This is a genomic window from Bacteroides ovatus (genome assembly GCF_001314995.1).
In the GTDB taxonomy this organism is placed as follows: Bacteria; Bacteroidota; Bacteroidia; order Bacteroidales; family Bacteroidaceae; genus Bacteroides; species Bacteroides ovatus.
Genome location: NZ_CP012938.1, coordinates 3,176,109 through 3,193,398, shown reverse-complemented (window position 1 = coordinate 3,193,398; position 17,290 = coordinate 3,176,109). Strand labels below are relative to the sequence as shown.

The 17,290-nt window shown below is 43.5% G+C and carries 18 protein-coding genes and 1 pseudogene; 7 read left to right on the top strand and 12 right to left on the bottom strand.

Translation table 11 applies throughout. The features are described from left to right. Window positions 1–28 precede the first annotated feature (28 nt). Window positions 29–514: a cold shock domain-containing protein gene (locus Bovatus_RS12595; protein WP_004307024.1), complete on the top strand. Its 486-nt coding sequence runs from the start codon at window positions 29–31 to the stop codon at window positions 512–514. A 52-nt stretch (window positions 515–566) separates the two neighbouring features. Further along, complete coding sequence (locus tag Bovatus_RS12590; RefSeq protein ID WP_004307025.1) at window positions 567–773, top strand: hypothetical protein; 207 nt, start codon at window positions 567–569, stop codon at window positions 771–773. Window positions 774–1,112: 339 nt separating this feature from the next. On the opposite strand, the gene Bovatus_RS12585 is transcribed toward Bovatus_RS12590, so the two are convergent. Both Bovatus_RS12585 and Bovatus_RS12580 read right to left on the bottom strand, forming a co-directional pair. After that, the gene (locus Bovatus_RS12585) at window positions 1,113–1,412 is read right to left on the bottom strand and encodes a helix-turn-helix domain-containing protein (RefSeq protein ID WP_004296135.1); all 300 of its coding nucleotides are present in this window, start codon (window positions 1,410–1,412) and stop codon (window positions 1,113–1,115) included. 10 nt (window positions 1,413–1,422) lie between these two features. Next, window positions 1,423–1,710 (bottom strand): helix-turn-helix domain-containing protein, encoded by a 288-nt coding sequence (locus tag Bovatus_RS12580; RefSeq protein WP_052587831.1) that lies wholly within the window; start codon window positions 1,708–1,710, stop codon window positions 1,423–1,425. 340 nt (window positions 1,711–2,050) lie between these two features. On the opposite strand from Bovatus_RS12580, the gene Bovatus_RS12575 reads away from it, so the two are divergent. Beyond that, on the top strand, window positions 2,051–2,347 hold the full coding sequence (locus tag Bovatus_RS12575) for a helix-turn-helix domain-containing protein (RefSeq protein WP_004296132.1): 297 nt from the start codon (window positions 2,051–2,053) through the stop codon (window positions 2,345–2,347). Window positions 2,348–2,433: 86 nt separating this feature from the next. On the opposite strand, the gene Bovatus_RS12570 is transcribed toward Bovatus_RS12575, so the two are convergent. The 7 genes from Bovatus_RS12570 to Bovatus_RS24805 form a co-directional block, all read right to left on the bottom strand. After that, on the bottom strand, window positions 2,434–3,231 hold the full coding sequence (locus tag Bovatus_RS12570) for a PRTRC system ThiF family protein (protein WP_004296131.1): 798 nt from the start codon (window positions 3,229–3,231) through the stop codon (window positions 2,434–2,436). Further along, the gene (locus Bovatus_RS12565; RefSeq protein WP_004296130.1) at window positions 3,228–3,929 is read right to left on the bottom strand and encodes a prokaryotic E2 ligase family D protein; all 702 of its coding nucleotides are present in this window, start codon (window positions 3,927–3,929) and stop codon (window positions 3,228–3,230) included. The genes Bovatus_RS12570 and Bovatus_RS12565 overlap by 4 nt, the downstream gene beginning before the upstream one ends. 172 nt (window positions 3,930–4,101) lie before the next feature. Next, complete coding sequence (locus Bovatus_RS12560; protein WP_004296128.1) at window positions 4,102–5,139, bottom strand: hypothetical protein; 1,038 nt, start codon at window positions 5,137–5,139, stop codon at window positions 4,102–4,104. Further along, a complete protein-coding gene (locus Bovatus_RS25680; protein WP_004296127.1) occupies window positions 5,061–5,243 on the bottom strand; it encodes a hypothetical protein in 183 nt (60 codons plus the stop codon). The genes Bovatus_RS12560 and Bovatus_RS25680 overlap by 79 nt, the downstream gene beginning before the upstream one ends. Before the next feature lie 3 nt (window positions 5,244–5,246). Next, entirely contained in the window at window positions 5,247–5,468 is a 222-nt protein-coding gene (locus Bovatus_RS12555; RefSeq protein WP_004296126.1) for a PRTRC system protein C, read from the bottom strand. Between the two features lie 20 nt (window positions 5,469–5,488). Beyond that, window positions 5,489–6,562, bottom strand: a complete 1,074-nt coding sequence (locus Bovatus_RS12550; RefSeq protein ID WP_004296125.1) for a PRTRC system protein E — start codon at window positions 6,560–6,562, stop codon at window positions 5,489–5,491. An 18-nt stretch (window positions 6,563–6,580) separates the two neighbouring features. Beyond that, the gene (locus Bovatus_RS24805; RefSeq protein ID WP_004296124.1) at window positions 6,581–6,790 is read right to left on the bottom strand and encodes a hypothetical protein; all 210 of its coding nucleotides are present in this window, start codon (window positions 6,788–6,790) and stop codon (window positions 6,581–6,583) included. Between the two features lie 36 nt (window positions 6,791–6,826). Here Bovatus_RS24805 and Bovatus_RS25510 point away from each other — a divergent pair, with 36 nt between their 5' ends. Beyond that, a complete protein-coding gene (locus tag Bovatus_RS25510) occupies window positions 6,827–7,048 on the top strand; it encodes a hypothetical protein (RefSeq protein WP_004296122.1) in 222 nt (73 codons plus the stop codon). A 261-nt stretch (window positions 7,049–7,309) separates the two neighbouring features. Here the strand turns inward: Bovatus_RS25510 and Bovatus_RS12540 are convergent, their stop codons facing one another. The 3 genes from Bovatus_RS12540 to Bovatus_RS12530 all read right to left on the bottom strand — a co-directional run bounded on the left by Bovatus_RS12540 (window position 7,310) and on the right by Bovatus_RS12530 (window position 11,283). Next, entirely contained in the window at window positions 7,310–9,070 is a 1,761-nt protein-coding gene (locus Bovatus_RS12540; RefSeq protein ID WP_004296118.1) for a DNA topoisomerase, read from the bottom strand. A 96-nt stretch (window positions 9,071–9,166) separates the two neighbouring features. Further along, on the bottom strand, window positions 9,167–9,442 hold the full coding sequence (locus Bovatus_RS12535; RefSeq protein WP_004296117.1) for a DUF4099 domain-containing protein: 276 nt from the start codon (window positions 9,440–9,442) through the stop codon (window positions 9,167–9,169). A 47-nt stretch (window positions 9,443–9,489) separates the two neighbouring features. Next, complete coding sequence (locus Bovatus_RS12530; RefSeq protein ID WP_004296116.1) at window positions 9,490–11,283, bottom strand: DUF3945 domain-containing protein; 1,794 nt, start codon at window positions 11,281–11,283, stop codon at window positions 9,490–9,492. A gap of 1,703 nt (window positions 11,284–12,986) precedes the next feature. Between Bovatus_RS12530 and Bovatus_RS12525 the strand changes: the two are divergent. The 3 genes and pseudogenes from Bovatus_RS12525 (at window position 12,987) to Bovatus_RS12515 (ending at window position 17,290) form a co-directional block, all read left to right on the top strand. Next, window positions 12,987–14,371: pseudogene (locus tag Bovatus_RS12525) on the top strand (glycoside hydrolase family 43 protein). A gap of 147 nt (window positions 14,372–14,518) precedes the next feature. Next, the gene (locus tag Bovatus_RS12520; RefSeq protein WP_224440846.1) at window positions 14,519–16,492 is read left to right on the top strand and encodes an alpha-L-fucosidase; all 1,974 of its coding nucleotides are present in this window, start codon (window positions 14,519–14,521) and stop codon (window positions 16,490–16,492) included. A 93-nt stretch (window positions 16,493–16,585) separates the two neighbouring features. Continuing rightward, window positions 16,586–17,290, top strand: a complete 705-nt coding sequence (locus Bovatus_RS12515; RefSeq protein ID WP_004296110.1) for a sugar-binding domain-containing protein — start codon at window positions 16,586–16,588, stop codon at window positions 17,288–17,290.

The window sequence follows — 17,290 nt, the reverse complement described above, 5'->3', positions numbered from 1 at the left end:
AATTAATATAAAACTAAATATAAATTCTATGGCAAAATCCATGACAGTTGGTAAACGTGAAAATGAAAAGAAAAGACTCGCTAAACGAGAAGAAAAACTGAAAAAGAAAGAAAGCAAGAAATTATCGGGCAGCTCAAATAGCTTTGAGGATATGATTGCCTATGTAGATGAGAACGGAATGATAACTTCGACTCCTCCGACAGAGGATATAAAGAAGGAAGAAATTAATCCGGATGAAATAATTATAGCAACTCCTAAAAAGGAAGAAGAGGAGCCGACGATTTTGAGAGGACGGGTTGAGTTTTTTAATGAGTCAAGAGGATTTGGCTTTATTAAAGACCTTTCAGGTGTTGAGAAATACTTTTTTCATGTGAACAATGTCATTGGCAATATTGCAGAAAATAATATCGTAACATTTGACCTTGAGCGTGGAGTGAAAGGCATGAATGCGATCAATATCTCTTTGGAAAACAAATCTACATCGGAAGATTTAGCTCAATCTAAACCTGTATAGGGAAGTGTATATTCTGCTTGTGTGTAAAATAAAAAACAAAATAATTAGAGATATGAAAAAAGGTAATATAATGCGTGATGTTATTTCATCCAGTCAGTTTACTGAAAATGTTATTAAAGAGTATAAAAAGGGTTTGGGAGATATGGTATTGGTAGCAATAACTCCGCGGACTACCATTGAACTTCCTGCGCATTTGACTCAAGCAGAAATAGATGCTCGTGTGGAGATTTATAAAAAACTGCATAGTTCTAAAGTATAGGCGGTTGCAAATTGCAATACGAGGAATAAAAAAATCCCTTGAACTTCAAAAGTTCAAGGGATTTTTTATTACCGAATCATTAGTGGTGCCACCAGGAATCGAACTTTTAAGTTTTTTATATCTAAAGTCCTGATTAACAGCACTAACTTTTATCTCGTTAAAATCAAAACCATTGAATTAGCCATATTCCTAATTTCAATTATTTCAATCTTTATCGCTGTCATTTTTTTGACGGTGCAAAGATATGGAAAAGGTTCGATTCCTCCAAATAGTATGGAAATAAATTTTCCGAAAACATCTGTTTTACTCCGTTCCTAATGATTTTTCCGTTACTCCTTGTCAGCTATTGAAGGCTTCCAGCCTGTTTTCATTCAATAGTTTTATAATATCGTTCTCTTTATAGAGAATTCTGCCGCCCAACCGGTAATAAGGGAAAAGTCCGGTTGTCCTGTGTTCTATCAGTGTCCGTCTTGTTATTTTCAACAGTTCCGCCAGTTCGGCTTCGGTAATGTACCTTTCTCCATTTAGAACGGGCCTGTATCTATCCTGTTCACTGTCCAGAAATCTTGTGAGGTATTCTATGTCTTGAAAGAAGCGGATGATTTCCGGGCTTTCTTTTGTCAGCAGGTCTTGTGCCATATCATTACAATTAATAGTTTCCTTTTTGCAATAGTTTCTCCATATACATGTTTATGTCTTTCTTCCGGTAATAGATCTTTCTGTCTATCTTGCTGTACGGTATTTTTCCCGTACTGCGCAGAGACAGTAATTTTCTCGGAGAGATGTCCATCATGATGCATGCTTCCTGATTGTCTATCCATCCCTCCAGACTGTCTTCCGGCCTCTTTCCCTTTTGGTCATGGATGTTCCGGATAATTGAACTCAATGCCTGTTTCATTTCTTCGAATGTCCTAGCTTCAATGCTGATAACTTCCATTTTTTTCATTTTTGTTTGGAACAAAGATACGCGTGTATGCTGCCTGCTGATGATTCTTTGTCCGCAGGTGTCAGCAGATGACATCAGGTTTCATGACCGGCAGTGGTGTAAAGTATGTAAACATTTTGTTGTTCAACTTTACAGTGTAAAACTTTACAGATATAAGAACTGTGAATGAAGTAGTGTTTGTATTGATTTGTGAATCAGTGGATTATTCCTCTGAGATTATCATTCCCGTTTTTCTGGCATATTATTTTCATAATACATTGATATACTCTTGTAGTGCGCACAGGAAGGGTATCCAGTTAATCACCTTTTAAAAAAAACAGGAGGATACACTATGATGTATATAGATAATGAGGTACTCGAAAAAATGATAATGACTATTGTAGAAGGTTTTGACCGTATAGAAAAGAAACTTGACCGTATGAACCGTTTGAAAGACTGTCTGGATGGTGACACCCTGCTTGACAACTGTGATCTGGCACAACTTCTGGGCGTGACACAGAGGACTATTGCCCGTTACCGTGAAAAGGGGCTTATCCGTTACTACCAGACCGACGAAAACGGAAAGAACTTTTATCGTAGTTCGGAGATCCGGGAGTTTCTGCAGCAGAAAGGAAAGAAAAAATCCTGAATATTGTTTTGTGTCCGGCTCTCATGCCGGACATGGGATAACGGCTTCCCTGTACAGAGCAAGGGAAGCCGTTTGCCTTATCTGCCCTATACCGGAACTGGATTCACCCTAAGGGTGTCCAGATTGACATAGGCTCCTCTGTACAGGGTTCTTCCTTCCTTGAACATCCTCCAGAGAATGCCACAGCCGACTTGTGCCAGCATGGAGTTGATGTACAGGTCCTGCTTCCCCAATGCTTCCGCCAGCGAGCAGCTCGGTCCCGAATCCTTCTCCTTTATAACTGAATAACTCACTTCTTCGGTTATGACATTCATCCTGGGTACCGGCAGAAATTCCTTTGATACCGGTTGCTTTATCTTATTGCGTACGGTACCGATAAAGACCTGTCCGGTGGTTTGCGCATTGCCGAAGTCCATCCAGTAGTATACCGTTTTTTCATTGTTTATGGTGATCTCCCTGTATTTTTTTAGAAATCTCCACAAGTCGAGCCGTGACCGTACATTGTCCGTGCAGGTAATGATAATGTTTGCCAGCTCCGGTTTGGCATCCCTGTTTTTCGATGTTCCTGCCGGAGGATAACGGCGGCTTTCCGCCATCCATGCCGTACCGAAAAAACGGTTGATACGTGTTACGGCTGCTATCGCCTTGTTCATGCCCAGTTCCGTTTCACTGAACAGCTGGCGTCCTATGTTGGCCTGCGTGACGGTGTCTGGATCGAACAGGGTGACATGCAGCCCCGGATGTCCTGATGCCTGCAACGCAGTGTCCATGCGTGCCAGGTTGGTGATCACTTGTGATCCCGTTCCTCCCGCGCCGATAATGAACACGGTGACGGGATGATAGGGTTTCAGCAGATAATTGTCTGTATAATGGATTTTTCTCATAAGAGGATGTCTTTAAGTTTTTTACCGGATGGTTTCAGCTCACTGTAGTCAAACGGGTTCTCCCGTGCCTTTTCCGTTACGGAAACCAGGTTGCTGCGTGTCGGGTTCCTGCTGCCTCCCAGATGCGAGAACTCGCTAAGCCAGAAACGTTTCTCCCAGTATTCCTGGAAGCCGGAAAAATCGGTGTCCAGCGGTTTTTCCAGTGCCGAGTTCCCCAGACAGACATCCGCTCCGGTTACATTGAAGAACGGTGCCAGGTAAAGCTCCGTCTGTTCCTGGGGAACTGTTCCCTTGAAGGCATGGACGTCCATGCTCTCCTGTTCCACCACATAAATAATCCCGGGAACATTGAAGGTTCCGTCAGTGATGTGCAGACAGGATTGAAAGTACATTTTTCTTTTTTGTGGCGGATTGTACCATATGTACTTTTCATGACCTTTTCTGGGATCACACAGGAGCATATTGGGAGGGATGCGTCCGTGTGGTGTCCCGTTCATGCCTTCCGTGTAGGATTCCGTCAGGGAGTTCATGAATTCATAGGTTACGGGAATTCCCGCTCCCATCCGTCCTCTTTCATTGATGGGCCGGAGTTCGAGATAATTCTGTGGGCGTGAAAAATCAGCCGTTTCACATTCATAAGCGATCAGTGCCGCTTTGGGATACATGATCTGCTGTATCTGTTTTGTCATTTCATTCATTTTGGACTGTTATTGGAGGTTTTATTTATATAATTCACAATTTTCTCCGGCTTGCTTGAAGCAAAAAGCCGGCTGTTCAGGCTGCACTTGCTTTCCTGCGAATCTTCCGGACCGGTAACGAACACCATCCTTTTAGTGGCAAGCATCATCAATCAGCTCCTTTCTTTTGGGGTTAAAAGTTATTTGCAACAAGGTTGAAGCTGCCGAGCCACTTGGAGAAGCGTTCCGGAAAATCGTTCATGGAGAAGGGGGTGTCCGTATCCGGTGTCAGCAATAACGTCGTGACCGGGGTGATTGCATAGGACTCATGATAGTCCGAATTGATGTAGGCCTCCATTTCCTCCGCCATGGCATCGGCTGTCGACCAGGTGAGCATGATCTGTATGTCCAGTCCTACCGGTTCGAAATCCGGTGATTCTTCATAGCTCCAGTCATAAGCGTATTGCATGATACTGGGGCTGCCGTCTGAAATGTATGCCAGGCCTTCCTTGATCAGTTTCAATAATGCCTTCTCGTTGTTTTTTTTCGTATGGTATTTTTGTATCTCCCCCTCCAGATCCTTGCAGAATTCTTTTTTCCCCATTCTTTCGAGCAAACGGTGGAATTTCCCCTTCTCATACATTTTTGCAAGGCGGGCTCTGGACCTAATTTCCCGGGCTGTCGCTTCCCCGTCATAATGCCCGTAGTCTTCCAGGTAAGTCCGTGCCATCTCATACTGGAAGGTCTCCTTTATGCTTTGTATGCTGTGGTGGCGGATGAGCCGGCGGATGAACTCCAGTGCTATCCCTCTGAGCTGTCCCGGTAGTTTCTCCGTGAAGTCCAGCGGTATCCAGAACAGTCTGGGTTCCGGCCACTTATGGAACCGGTACAGACAGAAGTGCAGCCTGCCGTTTCGTACTTCCAGATTGACGTGTTCGGGAAGTATGTTTTCCAGTGCCTTGTACAGGTTGATTATATTTATCCGGGGGGATGCCTTTTTCTTGCGGAAAGGCAGTCCGGAACCGATAATGCCGGTATAATTTAGGGCTGACCGGTACAGATAATCAAAACTTTCCCTTGTCGTAAGGTTGATTTTTTCCTCCCCGGCATTTTCCATGTAATAATCCGGTGCAATGGGGAGAATTCTCCCCATTAGAAAATCATTACTGTTCCTGCCGGCGGCAGTCTTCTTTTCTTCCTTCTGCCGGTTCCCCGGCTGATATCGGTACATCCGGCTTCGCTGATGATAAGATGCGCCAGGTTCTCCGTTTGTAATTCTGAAAGCTGTGTGCATGCCTCTTTCTCCTTTCTTTTATGATTTGTTTTCTTTGCCATAGCCTATCCTTTCGTCCCTATGGTGGTTTTGAAGTGGTACACGGCCCGGTCTTCCTCAAATTCCGGCCCGTGCAGGGTTGCCGTGGTCAGTTCCGGGTAATTCATGGAATAGAAGTCCGTAACCTCCGTCAGTGACATTCTGCTGTCCGGGTCTTCCAGTACCAGCGTTGAGTTTCCTTTCTTCAGTTTGAATACTCTTTTGATTCCTTTGATGTCAAGTGCCATATCTTTTTATATTTAGAGGTTTAATAACATATCAGTTCCGCCTGTACTTCGTCCTTCATGCGGCATTCATGTGGAAAGTCGATGTATTCCGCATAAGGGTCTTCCCTTAGGAGTTCCCTGTCACTCTCGTCATCCTTGTCGAAGGTGAGCGCTTCGTCAGGCTGTGGCTGTGAACGGTATTCCCTTCCCGTAGTTCCCTGAACCGTCTGTATGGCGGGTGCCTGTGGTTGCGGCATCGACGGTGCCTGTTGCCACTGTTGTGGCTGCCATTGCTGCCCTGCGGGTTGTCCGGGATACATTTGGGGATATTCCGTGGGCTGCTGCGGGATACCGTTTACCGGATTCTGGTAGTACCCGCCGTACATCGGTTGCGGCATTCCCGGCTGATAAGCCTGCTGTACGGGTTGCGGCTGTATTATCTGCGGTTGGGGCATCGGTTGTTGTGCCGGCTGCACGGGCGGTGTCTGCTGTCCGGGTGGTTGTACCGTGAATATCTGCATCTGCCCGTCCGGCTGTTTTCCGGCCGTTGCCCCGTTTACGGGCTGCTGTTGTGAAGCCGGCTTTGCCTGCGTATCCTCTTCAGGGAACAGGCTGCATTGTGCTGACTCCTTCTGCACTTCCAGTATTCTTGCCTCTATCTGTTTCTGCCTGTCCGCGTCCGCGAGTACCTTGGCCTGCCTGAAGCAGGTCGTCGCTTCCGAGTACCTTCCTGCCGTGTAGGCTTCTTCCGCACGTTTGAGGAGTTTCTCCATTTTTTCCTGTTTCTCACGTGTCTCTTTTGTCTCCTTGCTGCCCGCACTCCTGGCGGCCTTGCCTTGTGATGCCGCCTGCTGTGCCTGTTTCTCGAAGGTTTCAAGATTGACCAACACTTCCTGCACTCTCTGCAAGGGTGAGGTGACGGCCTGCAGGAATTGTCCGTCCAGTTCCATGGGGGTGCCGTTGAGTATGAGCGGCACGATGGCCTGTCCGGTTTCATCCTTGAGTGTTGTGCGCCTGGGCATTACCGCTACGGAGAGTTTTCCGTCCGTTCTCCTGATGTTGATGTTCAGGTCTGTGCCTGCCGACATCATCTGATAAATTGATTGGAAAAACATAATGGTTGTTTTTTATTGTTATACATAGGTTTCCTTGAGATATGCCTTCAGAATTTTGTCTCTGTCCGGTCGCTTCGTGATGTCAAGCAGCGGCTTGAGATAATACCCGATGTTTCTGGGCTCATCGACCGTATTGGGAAATCTTCTCTTTGCAGGCCTGATGCTGCGCGTTGTCGGCCACAGTGCAGGTGCCACCGGAGCTGACGGGGTGAATTTTCTTGTTTCCATTTCATTTGTAGTTTAAGGGTTTATAATAACATTCCGATGAGAATCAGAATGGCGAGAACTGTTGCCGGAAATGAGATAATCCTTGCCATGAACCGTATGATTCCTCCCGCTATTAGCAGGAACAGGATGGCGTGGAACGGTATTACGCCTTTGAGACATAGCAGGATTACTCCTGCCTTCATCACGAGTGTGACCGTTGACCTGCATATGCCTGCGATGAGTTGTAGTTTCATATTCTTTAATTTTATGAGTGGATAATGGTCCCCGGGAACTTGTTTTCCCGGTTTTATAGGCTCCGTTTTCTTGGATTTCCCTTTTGGATCAAGGCTTGGCAAAAGAAAATACCGGAGCGTAGCGAGGATGATTTTCTTTTAGCCGACCAGCCCGCAGGGCCGCCTTGAGACAAATAAGGGGAATCCGATACCTTTGCCGTTTAAAAACGGCAAAACAGTTTCTTGTATAAATAAAAAAATGCAGACCTGTTCAGCCTGCATTTTCCACTCCGTATATAATGACTTCCTATTTCTGATATTTCCGGAAGATTTCTTCCGTTACCTCGCCTGCCAGCTTCAACGCCCCTTCGAGGAATTCTTCCTGTGTAAGTTTTCCCTGTTCCATCCCTGCCAGTTGCGTTTCCCATCCCGATGTGAGTGCGGGATCCGCTATTTTCATTCCCCGTACCGTTTCATATATGTAAAGTCCCTTTCGGGTGGGAATGATATATCCTCCGGAGTATCGTACATATTTACGGTCAATCAGGGTTTGCAGTATGCCGGTACGGGTGGCGACGGTTCCCAGCCCGGCAGTGTCCATGTATTCGATCAGTCCGGCATCGGTATATGCGGACACGGGCAGGTCTTTCTTATGTATCAGGTTACAGCCCGTCACGGTGACCGTTTCTCCGTTCTTTAGTTCCGGAATGGGGATGGGGTGGTACTGCTGTCCGGCAATCTCATCCTCCCTTTCAAAGACCCCGAACCATCCCTTTTCGATGATACGGTAGGTATGGCATCTGAAGTTGCGGGCGGCGCATATGGCATCCACTGTGGTGTATTCCACTTTGCATGCGGGCATGAAGGCTTCCAGCATCCGCCCGATAATCATCAGGTAAAGCTGCATTTCCTCCCTTTCCAGTGCTTCGGGATACATATTGGTGATGATGATGGCATGGTGCTCCGCTACCCGCTCCTCGTCGACAACCCTGTCCGGCAGATCGAAAATATTGATTCCCATTGTCCTGACATACGGCCGGAATTCTTTCCGGTTGAGAATCTTTTCCATGGTGGAAGGCAGCCTGTCGTAAACATCCCTGGAAAGGAAACGGCTGGAAGTACGCGGATAGGAAATCAGTTTCTTCTCGTAAAGCCTCTGTACAATTTCCAATGATTTTCCGGCGGTCATCCCGTAATGCCGGCAGGCATCCTTCTGGAGTTCGGTCAGGTTATAGAGTGCGGGAGGCTCTATTTCTTTTACTTGTCTGCTGACGGCGGTAATACGTGCCTGTCCGGCAGCCTTGCAGTCACCGTAAAATCGTGTTGCCGCTTCACGGTCTGTAAGTTCTTCCGTGCAGCGCATCTTGAACAGGATATTGTCCTTGTATAAGCTGACAAAGACAGGAAAAGTATCTGTCGCGATATGGTTTTCACGCTCGCGGTAGCGGCTGCTGATGGCTGCCAGTACGGGTGTCTGTACCCGTCCGAGGGAATTGTTTCCCGTTCCGGTAGTCTGGCAGATGGCGTAGCTGGCATTCATTCCCAACAGCCAGTCCGCCTTGTTACGGCTGTCTGCGGCGAGGAACATCGGGTCAAACAGGCTGCCTGCTTTGAGATTCGCCATGCCCTCCAGTACGGCTTCATCCGTGAGTGAGGAAATCCATAAGCGGCGGTACGGCTTGTGACAGTCCAGATATTGGTACAGGTATCTGAATACCATTTCCCCTTCACGGGAGGCGTCGGTGGCCGCGATGATCGTATCGCAGGTGGCAAATACTTTCTCAATCACTTTCAGTTGAAGTACCGCATTGATGTCGGGTACCCACCCCGTATCGGTCTTGACATGCTTTACCATTAGTTTGAAGGGAGCGGGATTCAGAGGAAAGTCTTCCCGTTCCGGGCGTTCTATTCCATAATCTTTCGGCATGGCCAGTGACAGCATGTTTCCGAAAGTCCATGTCACCATGTATCCGTTTCCGGTCATATATCCGTTTTCCCTGGTCTGTGCGCCCAGAATTCTTGCTATCTCTTTTCCCACATTGGGCTTGTCCGTCAATATTGCAATCATGATCTTTTCTTTTTTTTGTTCCCCGTACCGTTATGGTAAAGACGGTACGGGGTAACGGTTTATACATCTTTGTTTTCTCTTGTTCCGGTCAGGGAATTATTCGCCGGTCGCTTCTTCCGCTTCGGGACTAAGGCCGTAAATCTCCATTACCGGCTTTCCGTCCGTTCCTGCCGTGAGCTTGAGGGTGGCGTCCATTGTTATATGGAGTATGGGAGTGCAGATTTTTAATGGCATGGCTTCTGTTGCTTCACCTTGCAGGAGCAGTTCCATGTTCCCGTTGCTTTCCAGTTCTTCTTTGTGTATCCCTGCTGTTTCCAGTTCTTTCCAGTCAAGGTCTTCCGCCTTGAATATCTGATTTGTGTTCTGCTTCATCTCTTTTTCGAATGAATGGTTAATGATTTATTTTTCTTAACTTCCTGTTATACGGCTTGTCTGCTGCCTTTTTTCTGTTCATGCTGTTGGTTTTGCATGTCGTCCGTTTGTGCGGTACGCCGGGTTGTATTGCGACGTATGTCCGGGTTCTCCTGAAAGTATTGCAGCTGTCCGGAATTTGCGTTCACTTTCAGATAGGAACTGAATGTCTTGTTGTTCGCGCTTTTCAGGTCCGATACGAGTATGGCTTTTCCGTCCTGCAGGTTGGCCCGCTCCTGTGCGGTGAACACATGCCCGTATACTTCTGCCGGAACAATCGGTGCCTGGCGTTCGCTGAATCCGTCCGGTGTGCGGGAGTATTGGGGCCTGCCAGTATTCATGTCCAGTTTGACGAAGGAGGAGAACTCCTCCCCCTTGCGGTTGATCATGTTTTCCAGGAATACGGGTTGTCCTTTGCGCAGGGCCTCCTTGTCTTCAGGAGTCAGTTGTACGTTGCAGATCTCTTTCGGGATATATATTTCTCCGTTTTCCGGATTGTGTCGTGTGTATTGCGGTCGTCCGGTTACTTTGTCCAAAGTGACAAAAGAGGAGAACAGGGCTCCGTCGGTACGTTTCATGTCTTCCACAAGAATGGTATGCCCTTCGCTGAGCATCTTGATCTGGCTTGGGGAAAGTTGTACGCCTCCCAGGCTCTGCTGGTTGAATCCCTGACTTTCCGGGTAGATAAATTCCAGTCCCCTGCGTTCCGCACTGTATTGCAGCGTCGCGTCGAACGGCTTTCCGTTCTTTGAGGTCATGCCGTCCACATATACCGGCTTCCCTTCCTTGAGCGCATTGATCTCGTCGGCTGTCAGTTTGATACCTTTTACCTCGTTTGGAATATACACATTCTCCTGCCGTACGGCCACCAGTTCATTGGTATTCTTGTCGATGGAGATGAGACAGGGCGTATAGGTTCCCCCGTTCAGATTCAGTTCCGCTACCCGTCCCATGTTTCCCGTCTCCCGGAGATGCTTCTTGTCCTCTTCTGTAAAAATGTGTCCGAAGTATGGTCTTTCCAGTTCCGGCTCCTTGCGGATACCGTGAATCCCCAGACCGATTTGTCCGTCCGGCATGGCTATGAACGAAAGACGCGCGTCCAGCTTGACTTTAGCACTTGTCAGGGTCAGGGTGAGCGGAACCAGCTTGTTTGTCTTGTATCCTTTCAGCATGGAATCCAACAGTCCCTGCTGTTCGAGTGAGGCTTTCGAGACACCGATCTTTTCCAGTGCCTCCCAGTTCACCATGTTTTCGTTGTAACGGTAGCGTGGAGCCTGCTGCTCCTGCGTCTGCGGTGTTTGTACCGGTTGCTGTGCTTTTTCCTGTGGGGTTTGCTTTTTTGCCATAGTCTCTTTTTCTTTTTCGTTCTTACTTTGTTCCCTGTTTTCTCTCGGACGGATTTCGTAGCGCTTGAGGAATTCCTTCACTGTATCCGTTTCTTTGCCTTGTGACAGCTCCTTGATTGCCTGCTTGTTCTGCTTGTAATCATGAATAGTCATGCGTATGAGCCGGAAATGTGTCGGTTCCTTGAGTTGGCTCCAGAAGTTCTTGATAAAGTTTTCGAGGATACTGGAGTTCTTTTCGAATTTTAGAAAAGAGTTTTCGTTCCTTTCATCGGCAGGGACTGTTTGCACTTTTCCTTTTTCGTCAATTCCGCTGACGGCTTGAACACCGGTTTGCGGATCATTTTTGTTGTGGATAAACATCAGTTCATTGATTTGTTCCACTGGAAGCGCATTGCTTTTGACTTTGGGCTTCCTTGCTCTTTTAGGTTTCTCTTCCATGTCTTTTTTCTGTGCCATAAATCATCACTTTGGAGTTAATAGATTGTTTTGACACTTCAAATGTAAAAGCTAAAATGGAATAATATATTGATTTACAAAATGGTGTCTTTAGATGTCATTAGGTGTCATCAGATGTCATCAATAAAAACAGGTTCGAAGCGATAGTGTATGAGAAATGGCATGAAAGAAGAGGAACGAATAAAAAGGAAATAGAGACTGTTGAAATGAGGTAAAAGAAGTAAATATATAACTCTAAATAATATCGAGAAAATTTATGCAGAACAGAGGGAGTTGAAGTCCCTGTCTTTATTGAGGACCATTCTTTTCTAGTTCACGTATTTATTATAGAAACTGCATTTTCTTGTAATATAAAAAAGATTTTGATATAAAAAGAGGGGATAGTGGAATGTGATCTATGCGTCACGTCGGTCGTAGTTAGTCCCTATAATCTTTTAATTAAATCAAAAATGTAGTCGGAGCGTTTTTTTCTAGGGAATTTTCTCTGACGAAGTCACAAAGAAAAATTCCTAGAAAAACATAAGCTGGAACGTGGAGACAAGACGTTTTTGATTTATTTTTATTATAGGGGCTGGCTGTTTGCATATTATGATTTTTAGTTTTTTGTAGATGAGGTTAACAATGTTTCAAATGGCTTTATAATCATATTTTTGAAATGAAGTTAAATTATTGATAGGAATTGTGATGTTCTTGTGGAGTAATTCTAGTCATTTGCTTGAATGAATGGTTAAATAAAAATAATCTTTGAAATCAAGTAAATAGCTACACTCTTTATAGATATATTATCTTCAAAAAAAATGATTGGGAAACTGTATAAAAAAGGAATAGATATTTTCCGATTTTTTTATAATTGGAAAATTTGCTACAGTCATGTTTTTATGATAATCTAGATAGATTTATTAGTCTTTGAGTATTTTGTAGAATGAATTGCCAGGAAAGAGTTTGCTCGTAGCGGAGTAAAAGTGAAAAATAGTATATAAATAACCATGATTGTTTGCTTATGCGATAGATTTTATTGATGTGTGGAGAAAATGAAAGATATTAAGGATTCTGATTAAAGAGGAGATTGGGAGACTAAACAAAGTAGGTTACCTAAGAACAACTTAACAAGTATTGATACATTTTCTTGAGAAAAAAGAACAATGTATTATTGAGAGGTCATTGGAAATACTAGGTAAGATAGATGGAATGTAGTCGTATGAATAAAAACTATATATGTGGGATGTAACAATGGTGATAGAAATGGAAACATAGAAAGGGAAGGAAATGTTAGGAAACTGTTATTTTTGCAGAATCGGGACAGAACATAGATTGAAAGATGAATTTAACGTAGTAAAATTATGCGAAAGTAATAGGAGGCTTTCAATATTATGCAGAATAAAATATGCTGTTGTGCTTTTTATGTTTGCGTCTTCGTTTCAATATATTGGTTGCACATGATTACGGGAAAACGCTGTTTGGTGTTAAAATAGTAATGAATGCTGTGAATATGGATAAGGAGGTCATTTTTTTAAGAGAGGTCTTGCTGTTATAGTTACTCTTAATTATGTAACCTTTAAATATACTTTGATAGGTAACTGAATTATGCTGGAATGAAGATTGGTTAAAAGCAGTAGAAGAATTCTGTTCATCAATACGATTTTTATCATTTTTTAATGATGAGTTTACTCCCAAGATATATTAAAGACAATAGATATATGATTGTGATTAAGTTAAAACTAGCTGGAAGAATACTGTTATTTTTCCTTTTTATTTCCGGTACATTAAATGCTCAACTTCCGATTATTCAGACGAAGTTTACTGCCGATCCGGCTCCATTAGTGTATAAAGACAAAGTATATCTCTATACTACTCATGATGAAGATGACGCCCCACAGGGCTATGCCGGTTTCCGTATGAAAGAGTGGTTGCTTTATACTAGTTCCGATATGGTAAACTGGACAGAGCATGGTGCTGTAGCGAATCTATATAATTTTAAATGGGCTGATCCGGCTATATCCGGATGGGGTGGATTTGAAAATGGGGCCTGGGCACCTCAATGCATTGAACGGGATGGTAAATTTTATTTATATTGTCCATTGCAAGGAAGAGGTATTGGGGTACTGGTTGCTGACAATCCTTATGGACCATTTGTTGATCCGATAGGAAAACCTCTGATTGGAGCGGAGTATGATAGTATTGACCCGAGTGTACTCATCGATGATGATGAGCAGGCATATTTGTATTGGGGAAATCCTAATCTTTGGTATGTAAGGCTAAATAAGGATATGATTTCTTACAGTGGTGAAATTATAAAAGATACATTGGTTAGGAAGGTGGAAGGATCAGATGATCCTTACCATTTTCAGGAAGGCCCTTGGGCGTATAAGCGAAATGGAAGGTATTATATGGCTTATGCGACAACTTGTTGTCCTGAAGGGATAGGATATGCAATGGGGAACAGTCCAACTGGTCCTTGGGAATTTAAGGGATATATAATGAAGCCGGATGGCAGGTCTTCCGGTAATCATCCCGGAATCATTGATTATAAAGGCAAATCGTATGTTTTTGGGTTTAGCTATCAATTAAATTATGCGATAACCGATCAACATCATGAACGTCGCTCAATTTGTGTGGCTGAGCTGGAATATAATCCGGATGGTACGATAAAAAGACTTCCATGGTGGGAAGAAGGAGTGGCTGTAAAGTCGGTCGGGGTACTTGATCCCTATGAGCGAGTTGAAGCTGAAACGATATCATGGAGTGAGGGCGTTAAAACAGATCGGGACAAGAAATTCGGGATATATGTAACTTCTATCCATAATGATGACTACATTCGGTTACAGGCTGTTGATTTTAAAGAAGGGGCTCGAACATTCGAGGTTAGTGCTGCTACGGCAACTTTTGGGGGAAAAATAGAAATAAGATTGAATGACCGACAAGGGACTTTATTAGGTGTGTGCAAAATAAGTAATACCGGTGGGTGGGAAACTTGGAAAACCTTTGGAACTGGTGTAAAAAAAATAGAGGGTGTTCATGACTTGTTTTTAATCTTTAAGGGGGGGGAAAGGACAAATTATATAATTTGGATTATTGGAAATTTGGGTAATGATGTATTAGGAAGATGTTATATATAAAAAATGCTATGACTAGAGGAATTGTCTTTGTTCTATTAGGTTTGATATGTTTATCACATTTATCTTGTCAGCTACTCTCTGTTCCTTCCTCTTGTGGGGCAATTCCCAATGAACAACAAATGAAATGGCAAGAAATGGAGTATTATGCTTTTATTCATTTTTCTATTAATACATATACAGATCAAGAATGGGGTGATGGAGGGAATAAGCCTGCGCTATTTAATCCTACAGACTTAGATTGTCGCCAATGGGCACGTATCTGTAAGCAGGCTGGTATGAAAGGTATTATTCTTACTGCCAAGCATCATGATGGCTTTTGTTTATGGCCCTCGGAATATACGGAATATTCAGTGAAAAATTCACCTTGGCGTAATGGTAAAGGTGATTTAGTGAAAGAATTGGCAGAAGCTTGTAAGGAATATGGTCTGAAGTTAGGAATTTATTTGTCGCCATGGGATCGTAATCATCCGGATTATGGACGTCCTGAATATGTTACTTATTTTAGAAACCAACTGAAAGAGCTACTGACGAATTATGGGGAAATATTTGAGGTGTGGTTTGATGGTGCAAACGGAGGCTGGGGGTACTATGGAGGAGCAAGGGAAGATCGCAAAATAGACCGTAAAACTTTCTATGATTGGGATAATACTATACAATTAATACGCCAATTGCAGCCGAATGCGATTATCTGGAATGAATGTGGTCCTGACATTCGTTGGTGTGGAAACGAACATGGTTCGATTGGGGAGACAAACTGGAGTTTGTTTGATGCTCATGAATATGCCCCGGGAACGGCGGATTCGAAAGTGTTGCGTGTAGGAAGAGAGAGTGACCCTGATTGGGTTCCAGGTGAGGTAAATGTGTCTGTCAGGCCAGGTTGGTTCTACCATGCTTATGAAGATGCAAAGGTGAAGACATTGCCGCAATTGCTTGAAATTTATTATAATTCTATTGGAAGGAATGGCACGTGGTTGTTGAATTTTCCAATTGACAGAAGGGGGATGATACATGAAAATGATGAAAAAGCTGTATTAGATTTGGCTTCAACTATTAAAGAAATATTTGCGAATAATTTGGCTGAAAATGCCAAGATTGAAGCCTCGCATGTCCGTGGAAATAGTAGGCGTTTTTCCGCATCACGAGTGGTTGATGGTAAAAAAAGTTCTTACTGGTCTACTGATGACAGTATTCGTACAGCTTCCCTAACGCTTGATTTTGGTGAACCTATATCGTTTAATCGTATTCTTTTGCAGGAGTATATCCGATTGGGGCAGCGTGTGAGGGCATTTACTATTGAAGCAAATATTAATGGTGAATGGAAAGAAATGGCCAGAGAAACGACTATTGGATACAAGCGTATTTTACGTTTACCTACAGTGAAAGCTACTCAGATACGTTTTACGGTTACTGATTCGAAAGCATGTCCGGTTATCTCGAATATTGCTGTCTATAATGCGCCACAGATACTTACGGAACCGAAGATAACACGTAATAAAACTGGAGAGATACTTATTTATCCGGCTGATAAAGAATCGCTTGTTTATTATACATTAGATGGTACGGAACCTACATTGAAATCGGCAAAATATGTGGGGCCTGTTTTTATGGAAGGTAAGGGAAGTGTACGAGCTATGTCGGTAGATCCTGTTTCTAGGAAGAAGAGTCAGATGAGTCGTGAGGAATTCGGTATTTCACGTAAAGATTGGAATATACTTGGTATAAATGATCCTAATGTGAATAATATTCTTGATGGTGAACAACATACTGCATGGCATCGTCGGGAGGGGGTGCCGTCAGACTTGATTATTGATTTGGGGCAAGAATATGATTTGACAGGATTTCGGTATCTGCCTGATCAAAGTTATATTTTCCCTTCAGGCATTATTTCTCAGTATGAATTTTCTGTTTCTACAGATAATAAGCATTGGAAATTGGTAAGTAGTGGAGAGTTTTCTAATATAAGAAATAATCCCTTGTGGCAAATTAAGCGGTTTAAGCAAGTAAAAGGACGTTATATTAAGTTTCGTGCTTTAAAAAATACTCATAATAATGATATTGTCGGTTATGCTGAAATAGATATCTTGACATTATAATAGCTATACTTATGAAGGACAACATATTATTAGTAGTGGCTGTATACGTATTATTTGTAATAAACTTGTAGTTATTTTTTTTACAATGATGCCATGAAGATTTTAATAGTAAAACGAGTAACTATTCTGTTTTTCTTGATTCTTATCTACCTGTCTTTTGAGGTAGCTGCATGCCGGGTGAGAGTGAGAGAAAGCTTCGATGAAGGCTGGCAGTTTCATAAAGGTGACATCGTTATAAAAAGAGCTGTAAAAGCAGGTAGGCATGGTGGACTGGCCGATGCGGATGTGAGAATGGTGGAAGGTGAAGAGATCATTATTGCCTATACCGATGGAAATAAGGTTGTCGATTACAAAGCGAGTGACTGGACAAGTGTTAATCTACCGCACGATTGGCTGGTAGAAGAACCTTTTGTTAATGACTCTACTTTGGGAAGCCAGTCTAGCTCGAACTGTTATCGGCCCGTAGGTATTGGTTTCTACCATAAAGAGTTTAATATACCTATTGAAGATGAAGGGAAGAGAATTAGTGTTGAATTCGACGGCATTTTCCGTAATAGCACAGTGTGGGGCAACGGACATATCATGGGAAATCATCCAAGAGGCTATCTATTCACACGGAATATAGTGATGGCTCTTTATCAGCCAATCAGCGTTACCCATTGGGGGGAGATGGTGGATTATAATATATTTACCGATCCCTCCACTTTGAAACAACTTCACCAAAATGAAACGAATAAGCATTCCGTGTACATACCTGTGATTTTTCTAAATCTGGAGAAAAGTAATTATAAGGTATGA